Below are 8,123 nucleotides of genomic sequence, written 5' to 3'. Positions count from 1 at the left end.
TACCACATACCCATCTTTCGATTTGAAACGCAGCTCAGGAAAAGGCGTTTTACTATCAATCAATAAACTACCAACGGTTGCAGTTTTATCGCTAGAAATGCACAAGAAAGTATTATCGCTCTCAGATTTAGTATAACTTCCCACATCCCCGGCATTTAATGAAATATCAGATGACAACGCTTTTCCATTCACTTTACGAATAGATGGTACTCGGCTATTAGCGTTGTTATTTGCAGCCACAGCACTTTGATTCGCCGTATTCGTCAGTGATTGCACAAATGCTGTTGTTGCAATCTGAGTATTATTAGCGTTTTTAGCCGGTGTGGGGGCAATTGGCGTTCCTGTGAAAATGGGACTGGCTTTCGGTGCATATTGAGTATGTGGGTCTTGCACTTCAGAATGTTCCCTCAACTCATTCCCATTTTGTTCTAGTTTCTGTTTAAGATAGCTTGTGCGGTTGACCAACTGTTTAGCCTGCCGATTGGAAATACCATCAGGCCCTCCTAACACAGGGTCTGAGGTTTCTATCTGATACACGCCCTCTGACCACTGTGGGGTTTCCGGTAAATTAGCCATTTTAACTGCTCCCATAATTGTAACTACCGTCATAATTGACAGTATTGTTGTAACGAATTGATACAGACTGATATTCCAAACTGGCAAGGTGGCAGCGTGCAGGCGCAAACGCGGCCAGTGTGGTACGCAGTAGCGAAGCTTGATCATTGGTAATAGGTTGTTGAAGTATGACGCGATAATCTGCCCAGGATGTTGAATCTCCATGAATATAATTACCGTTATGGCTGGCATGACCGTCATAATTGATTTGACCAGTGCCTTCAATTAAATCAATTTCACCAAACCCAAAACGACGGATAATTTCACGAATTGACCACGGTGTGCCTTTATACCGATGCAATTCTATAGCTGACTTGATTAACGTGCGGCGAGCCTTGTCTGATTCGACAAGCTCCCAGCCATCGCCAAATAGGGAGAATTGATTTGCAAGCCAATGCAGCGCGCTTCTATCGACAGTATCAATGAGATAAACCATTAATTGGGTTAAATCGATATCATCAAAACGGGAAGCCAACTGACCTAATGCACGCATACGGATATCTGCTTCCAGTGGAGGCGGTAGATGTAACTTAACCATCAGCGACTCCAGTGACCATAACAGTGATACCGATACAGTTCGCCCATTCATTTTCACTTACAACCTGAAATGAAGGAGACTCCAGTACGACTTGATAGACGCCAGAAACAGACAATGTTGAGATGATTTGGCTGGGAACAATATCTTTCCCTAACGTTGTTGCTCGTTCAGCTACCCATGTTTGTATGGCTTGTTCTGCTGCTGATTGAATACCAGGTGCATTAACGCCACTGTACAAGGTCAGTTTCGCCTTGATGGTATAATCAACCTTCACGGGAGGTTTTGCATGTACAGTATCAGTCAGCGGGCGGATTTTTTCGTCAGAACAAAAACTTTTCACTAGCGCTAAAATGCTTTCATCTGGCAACCCCGTAGCCAATAGTGGAAACAGTTCAACAACACCCGGAATGGGAGACCTGACTGCAACATCAACAATATTGGGGTGAGCACGCATAGCATGAAAGCGATAAGCCTGACGACTGCCCGCATTGGTAAACGATTCAGGAGCCATCTTGATGCGTACACGTAGTCTCTCGTCACTCTCCTCTGCTGAACCACCACTACTCACTATTGTGTTGGTCACTTGCAGGTCAATGTCGTCGATTTCATCCAACAATGTACTGACTTGTGCTGGTTGCCAGCTATTCCCTGATAATCCAGCATCTGTACAAGTAGCTTTGACATTAACGAACCGTGTGCCTGCTTTCAGAACAGCATCTGTATTAGTAGCAAAAATAATACTGTCCGATGCATTAACACGAGTTCCAACTGGAATGAGTACATCTTGCTCTAATGCTTCATCAACACTGAATTGTAATATTGTATGCGCCGGTTGGGCGGGTAGCCGATATACTCCGACTAATTCCCCTAAGTAGTCCAAAATGGGCGCACGGGCAAACTCGACCAGATTTTGCTTGGCGGCTTCCTGAACTCGCATTCGGGTCAGTGCTTCACGATATGCAAATAAATTAATCAGCAGGCGTTCTGCCTGTGCTGGGTACAAAGTCTTACCTACATCAGCCTCATACTTTGCAATCATTTCGGCTGTGATTTTCCCTACATCACACTCGATAAAATCAGGTTCTGTCAGCGCCATAGCAACTCCGTAGATTGTGTAATACCATCAACTGCTGTCCAATTCACACGCAGAGTTAGGTGTTCTCCATTGACCGTTGGATTCACGGAGAGCAACTGGCAACGAGGTTCCCATCGTGTGATAGCATCAACAGATTCCCTGACAATGTGGGGAATCGCGCGGTCTATTGGGTAATCAATATAAAGGTGCAAGTTACTACCGAATTCTGGTCGATGTGGATCACTGCCACATGGTGTACGTAGAATAATGAGTATTGCTTGGGCGATATCGTCCAGCCCACAGGCAATTTTGCCTGAGTTCTTGAGAGCGAATTGCCAAAAAGCAGAGTGCGAGTTCGTATTCATGGGGACAGTATCATCCCCTGTAGGCATATCTAATATTAAAGGCGTTTAAAGAAATCCATGAGAATGATGATTCGAATTACCGCCTTCATCCATGATGCTACCTGTTGCATGAATGTTGCCATTGATGCTGACGTTACCCTGAATGTTCGCAGCTCCACCATTACCACCAGAACCCGACAGCCCATTTTGGTAAGTTAATTGGCCTTTCACTAACATATTTCCGGTTACGATTGTTTCCGGCGCATTAATAGTTACCTGCTGTGTCTGAATAACAACATTGGCTCCCACCGCGATTTTAATGTGCTGAATGCCGCCATTGATAGTCAGGGTGTGTGAGGTACTATCATAGTAAAAAGCTGCATCATCTGCATAAGTCACACCACGAACGTCTTTATTGTTAACAGGCGGTTTATCAACACTGGAATAGATAGCACCTAAAATAACACCATCTTCACCATTGGCATCCAATAGTACTTCAACTTGTTCCCCAACATCGGGCAACCAATAGTCTTTGTTATTCTGGGTATTGCGCTGCAACACATTAAGCCAGTTAGTACGCATATTATCGCATTCAGGCAATCGTACACGGGCACGAACAGTAGCAGGATCTACGGCGCTAATCGTGCCGATTTGACGAGTTACGCTGTTCATTTGGATTTCTCCTTGATGATCGTGTCGGAAGAACCATCGGGCTTATATACAACCAATTTATGAGCCTTACCCTTTTTATCTTTCTCGGATTTACCCGATGTAACAGGGCCACGAGCAATCTCAAGCTCGGTCATATATCCGCTGTTGCGATCAAAAGAGTGGTGAGCTGAAGTAATTAACCATTGCCCAGATAACTTGCCAAATTCAATCAACTCAATTTTATTTCCTGCGGTTAACTGAGGGGCTCCCATCAATGAAAGTGAGCCGTGCTGCTGGTATTCATTATGTGAATCCAGTGCTGACTTGGCCTTTATTTCAGCGCTATCCTTGTTAGCAGCTCGGCTGTTCACTTTTAAGGTATCTGCGCTGGTTTCTTGACCGCTACTCTTGCCTTTTGAATTGGACTGATTACTTGTACTGGTCGTGCCATCAGCTTCATAGACAATCAATTTTTTATCATCAGCCTTTTGATGTTTCACTTTAGCTTTTTTATAGACTTTATTAATTGTGTCCCGCAGTGAAAATTGGGCAACATCGCGAGGGCGTAATTTTTTTATGGGTTCTTGGCTGCGCAAAGTGGCTAAGTGGGAGAAAATTAGCTGTTCACTGACAACCTTAACGGCATAACCATATTCACTGGCCAGTCGTTTCAGGAACTCCACATCGGTTTCCGAATATTGCGTCACCCTGTCAATCTTGATGGTTTCAATACTGCCGACCAACTTTAACCGATGTTTCTTGGCGATGTTGTTAGCAATAGCTGCCAGTGTTGTATTCTCAAATCCGCGGTTAGATTTGGTACGCAATGCCGTATTGATAGACGTTGCTACACCTCGAACAGATACAATAGAAGGAGGGATGCTGACTTCAATTTCATCAATATAGAATGAGCCACAATTCAGTAACCGTTCGCCGAAATAGCCCAACTTCAATGTCAACGTATCACCTTTGCCCGGATACCATTTATCCAGCCAGCGACCATCAGTATCATCCAACTCTACCTCTATTTCATCGGATTCGCTTTTGATGTTGTCGGTATAGCTGACACGAGTGACATAAGGAGTGATGTCATTTGTGATATCTTTTTGCAAATATCGTAACGTGAATGTCGGACTTAAAACCTCTGAGACACCCGTTATAGATGGTGTTTGTTTGGGATCAATTATCTCAGCCACGGTGGTGTATCCTCTGCCGTTACTACATTGTCAGCGTCAATGATAGGGATCAATAATACAACCCCTGATGGCAATACAGGTGTAACTGCAACATGCGGATTGGCAGCAATTATGCGAGCGTAACCTAAAGGGTCACCATAATAATGGTGAGCCAATAAATCCCATCTCTCGCTATCTTTCGTTATGTGTTCAAGAAACATGATCAAAGTACCCTTGTGGTAATTTGCGCTGCCATCTTACTGAGCGCGGGTGATATTGATGTAAATGTTGAACTTGCCGATTCAAGTTGAGCTGATGCAGAATCCAATGCAGCCGCGATATTACGGCTGTCTGCACGGCTTAATGACGATTGAGCATTGTTAACAAATGTTGCTGCTTGTCCCGTTGCTCTGGTCAGTTGAATCGCATCTGGCAATGAGTTACCGAGTGATTGAAAAGCCGGATGGCTTTTCCCTAATGGCCCAACAATATTGTTAAGTCCGGTAAGAAGACCTGGTACACGGGTTAACGCTACGGTCGGGTTGTCTTTCATCTTCTGTGCAATACGTACCGCGCTGATGGTTGTTTGCAGTGCTGATTGTGCTTGTTTGGCATAATTCACGCCATCCCTGACTTTTTTAGCCATCCCTGATGGTTTTGGTATTGCATTAGACAACGCCTTTGTATTCGGGACATGGGATTTAATGGCAGGCGGTTTCAGTGGTTTTTTAGGAGCACCGATATATTCACGTAATGTCACCGAGGCATTGAGGGCAAATATATTACCTACTGAATCCGTTTGTTCACTGGTGGCGGTCACATCGGTAATAACAAACCAGCCACGGTAATCACCATTTCCGAATATTAGCGCAAGTGCCTGATGCTTCCGCATTGCTTCACGCAGCCGATTCAATTCAACATCCGGCGTACAATAATGTTGATGAAAGACCAAGCTAATTTGAATTTCATCCAGTTTCTCACCCACGAACTGCAAGCTGGGTTTACCTTGAATTCGGGCATGTTCGGCATAATCAACACCAAACGTTACATCGAAACCATCCCAATATGTGATCAGCTCAAATTCAATATCACCTAATACCGCAAACATTATCCGTACCTCCGGCGTTCTCTCTGAATAACAATACGCTCCAGCAGTTTCTCTAATTCACGCACACTCAGGTTTAAGGCTTTACTAATATCGGGTATAGCCGCTTGTTGTTTATCACCAATGTATATTTGCGGGGAGAAAGAGATAGAAAAATCATTATTGCTATTGCTATTGCTATTGCTGGCATCTTTATAACCTGTTCGTCTGACTGGATTACTCGACATCATCTCAGGAGGTGAAATTTGTGGGACATCAGGGGTCATTCCCTCAGCCAGACGTTGAGTAGCACGAGCAGCCAATGGCGTAGTACGATCAATACCAACAACCGCACCTTGCACAATATTATCGCCAAATCCCATAAATACCTGACTGGGGGATTGAATACCCAACGCTTCTTTAAACCAGCTAGAAACTTTGCCACCGAAGTTTTTAATGGTGTCCTTAGCCGTGGTCAGCATATTAGAAATACCATTAACCAACCCATTAACGATATTTTTACCAAAGTCAGTAAAATTATTGGGCAGATCAATGCCAAACCATTTCATAACGTCAGCAAATGTTTTATAGAACAGCCCCAATGGCGACCAATTTAAAATTAATTTACTGATCTCAAATATTCCGCCATCAAACGCATTAGTAATGTCATTCCATCGAGCTGTAAACCAACCTTTGACGTTAGACCAAATATTTTTAACTCCCTGCCATCCCATCTGGAAAGCAAATTTTACTAAGACCCAAAGCCGTTTAAAGAAATTACTGGTGGGCTTCCAATAGTGATAGATAAGATAAGCGGCCACTGCAATACCGGCGATGATCAATCCGATAGGATTCATTAATAGTGCGCGTCCAATCCACAAAATAGCTCTGCCAGCTAACATCAAGCCCTTATAGAGAGCACTACCGAGGATTCTGCCCAACCAGAGAGCTGATCCGGCTATTTTTCCCAAGATATTTGCAACGACACCGAATCTACCACCACTACCGATAGCCATTCGGAACAATAACCACCGTGTGCGCATTAACATTGCGCCTTTCCAGATATCAGTTATAGGGGAAAGCAAAAGATTAAGACCTAATCTTACACCGATTGAAGCGGCTTTGAGTGCTAGGAACCCACCAATCAGCATGACAACATTATTGATAAGTTCAGGATTAGCGGCCAGCCATTTTCCGGTCTTGTCCATCAATGGAATAAAGGTTTCGGCTAACTGTATTAATGCTGGACGCAGCGACTGACCAATGCTAATAGCCGAATCATTAAACCCAATTTGAGTACGCCGCCATTGCGCTTCTAAGGTATCGTTCTGCTTATCAAAGTCGGTATCAACAGATTTTTGTGCCGAATCAGTCCCCATACCTGTTTTGATACGCTGATAATCGCTCCAACGTTGCCGCATGGCCAAGAGATGATTGACTGTCTGTACGTCGGTAAAAATAGAGGATAGCCCGAAAGATTCCATGAGCATACGTTGTGCATCTTCATCACCTCTGGCTCCCGCTTTTTTCCACTCTTTCATGAGATCAGCACCTTTACTCTTGATAAAACGGTCTGCGATCATGATTGAAGCTTCATATTGCGAGTACCCCGAAGAAACATATCTGCTCATTGAGGTTTGATAATCGACGTCAGCTTCAGCGTATCTTTTGGCAATATCACCACGTCCCATTGAGGCCAGCCAGTTCCTCATATTGGTAGCTGCTTCACCTTCCGTTCCTGCACCTTCACGACCAACTTCTAAGCTGGCAATAATCTGTGAAACTGCCTCCTGACCGTATATTCCCTTTCCAGCAAATTGTTGCGCCATTTCTGGGAAGTATTGGGCGAGATCTTTTAATTCAAAACGGCCCGATTTAGCACCGAAAACGGCTCGGTTAAAGGCTTCTTTTAGCGCTTGATCACCTTCAATTTTCAGGGACTCAAAGGATAGAGCCATTTTGGCTAAGTCATTAATATTAGCTTTAGATGCCGTGGCGACACGGCCCAATAATCCACTCATATCGGTCGATTTCATGGGAGATTTTCCGGCGGCAACCAATGTACCAACACCTTCCAGCAGGGTTTCTTGTAATTGGTTTGTTTGCTTGGCGTTCTGGCGCAAGATGATTCCGATTTTTTGTTCTTCTTTCGGAGACAGATCACCAGTGACAGCAATATCTCGCAATCCTGATTCAAAAGAGGCGTATTTTGTTACCGATTTCATAACAGGAGAAGATATCGTGCGAGTTAATGCATAGGTTTCGGCTCCCTGTGCATATAGCGCCATACGATTCGCTTTGGCTGCATCACTCATGATAGCAGCAGACTGTAAGCGCTGTTGCTGACGGTTCAACTGCTCCAGCGTTCGGCTAACACGTTGTAGATCTCTATTCAAACTCTGAGCACTGCGGGAACCGAGCTGACCGTAACGTTCAATAGCACGGTTCAGCGCTTGTTGTCTGTTCTCAAGCCGCCGTGTCGTTTCTCCCAGTGCTCCCAGTGTACGACGTGTACCGGACATGGCAGAACTGAACGCACCACTAATGGCCCCACCAATAATGACACCAATGGAAAATTTTGCTGACACGAATTAAGCTCTCATTAAATGGCAAATAAAATGGAAAATTCACTTCCAGTATT

At 44.3% G+C, this 8,123-nt stretch carries 8 protein-coding genes and 1 pseudogene; all 9 read right to left on the bottom strand.

Annotated features, from left to right (window positions below; translation table 11 throughout):
- Positions 1-576: pseudogene (locus V2H77_RS06425) on the bottom strand (hypothetical protein); the annotation flags it as partial.
- Position 577: 1 nt separating this feature from the next.
- Positions 578-1,153: a phage tail protein I gene (locus tag V2H77_RS06420; protein WP_445935465.1), complete on the bottom strand. Its 576-nt coding sequence runs from the start codon at positions 1,151-1,153 to the stop codon at positions 578-580.
- Positions 1,146-2,249: a baseplate assembly protein gene (locus tag V2H77_RS06415; protein ID WP_341498154.1), complete on the bottom strand. Its 1,104-nt coding sequence runs from the start codon at positions 2,247-2,249 to the stop codon at positions 1,146-1,148. Before V2H77_RS06415 ends, V2H77_RS06420 begins: the two co-directional genes overlap by 8 nt.
- Positions 2,240-2,593, bottom strand: a complete 354-nt coding sequence (locus tag V2H77_RS06410; RefSeq protein ID WP_225816198.1) for a GPW/gp25 family protein — start codon at positions 2,591-2,593, stop codon at positions 2,240-2,242. Before V2H77_RS06410 ends, V2H77_RS06415 begins: the two co-directional genes overlap by 10 nt.
- Positions 2,594-2,638: 45 nt before the next feature.
- The gene (locus V2H77_RS06405; protein WP_341498153.1) at positions 2,639-3,244 is read right to left on the bottom strand and encodes a phage baseplate assembly protein V; all 606 of its coding nucleotides are present in this window, start codon (positions 3,242-3,244) and stop codon (positions 2,639-2,641) included.
- Complete coding sequence (locus V2H77_RS06400) at positions 3,241-4,419, bottom strand: phage late control D family protein (protein ID WP_341498152.1); 1,179 nt, start codon at positions 4,417-4,419, stop codon at positions 3,241-3,243. The genes V2H77_RS06405 and V2H77_RS06400 overlap by 4 nt, the downstream gene beginning before the upstream one ends.
- Entirely contained in the window at positions 4,407-4,619 is a 213-nt protein-coding gene (locus V2H77_RS06395; RefSeq protein ID WP_088371093.1) for a tail protein X, read from the bottom strand. The genes V2H77_RS06400 and V2H77_RS06395 overlap by 13 nt, the downstream gene beginning before the upstream one ends.
- A 2-nt stretch (positions 4,620-4,621) precedes the next feature.
- A complete protein-coding gene (locus V2H77_RS06390; RefSeq protein ID WP_341498151.1) occupies positions 4,622-5,506 on the bottom strand; it encodes a phage tail protein in 885 nt (294 codons plus the stop codon).
- Entirely contained in the window at positions 5,506-8,070 is a 2,565-nt protein-coding gene (locus tag V2H77_RS06385) for a phage tail tape measure protein (RefSeq protein WP_341498150.1), read from the bottom strand. Before V2H77_RS06385 ends, V2H77_RS06390 begins: the two co-directional genes overlap by 1 nt.
- Positions 8,071-8,123: the final 53 nt, after the last annotated feature.

The organism is Photorhabdus sp. P32 (assembly GCF_038085095.1).
GTDB lineage: Bacteria > Pseudomonadota > Gammaproteobacteria > Enterobacterales > Enterobacteriaceae > Photorhabdus > Photorhabdus luminescens.
This window is presented reverse-complemented; position numbering and strand designations above follow the sequence as displayed.

What these genes read in the sequence shown, in the direction of transcription:
- V2H77_RS06420 (WP_445935465.1), bottom strand. Translation starts at nt 1,153, where the DNA reads ATGGTTAAGTTACATCTACCGCCTCCACTGGAAGCAGATATCCGTATG.
- V2H77_RS06415 (WP_341498154.1), bottom strand. Translation starts at nt 2,249, where the DNA reads ATGGCGCTGACAGAACCTGATTTTATCGAGTGTGATGTAGGGAAAATC.
- V2H77_RS06410 (WP_225816198.1), bottom strand. Translation starts at nt 2,593, where the DNA reads ATGAATACGAACTCGCACTCTGCTTTTTGGCAATTCGCTCTCAAGAAC.
- V2H77_RS06405 (WP_341498153.1), bottom strand. Translation starts at nt 3,244, where the DNA reads ATGAACAGCGTAACTCGTCAAATCGGCACGATTAGCGCCGTAGATCCT.
- V2H77_RS06395 (WP_088371093.1), bottom strand. Translation starts at nt 4,619, where the DNA reads ATGTTTCTTGAACACATAACGAAAGATAGCGAGAGATGGGATTTATTG.
- V2H77_RS06390 (WP_341498151.1), bottom strand. Translation starts at nt 5,506, where the DNA reads ATGTTTGCGGTATTAGGTGATATTGAATTTGAGCTGATCACATATTGG.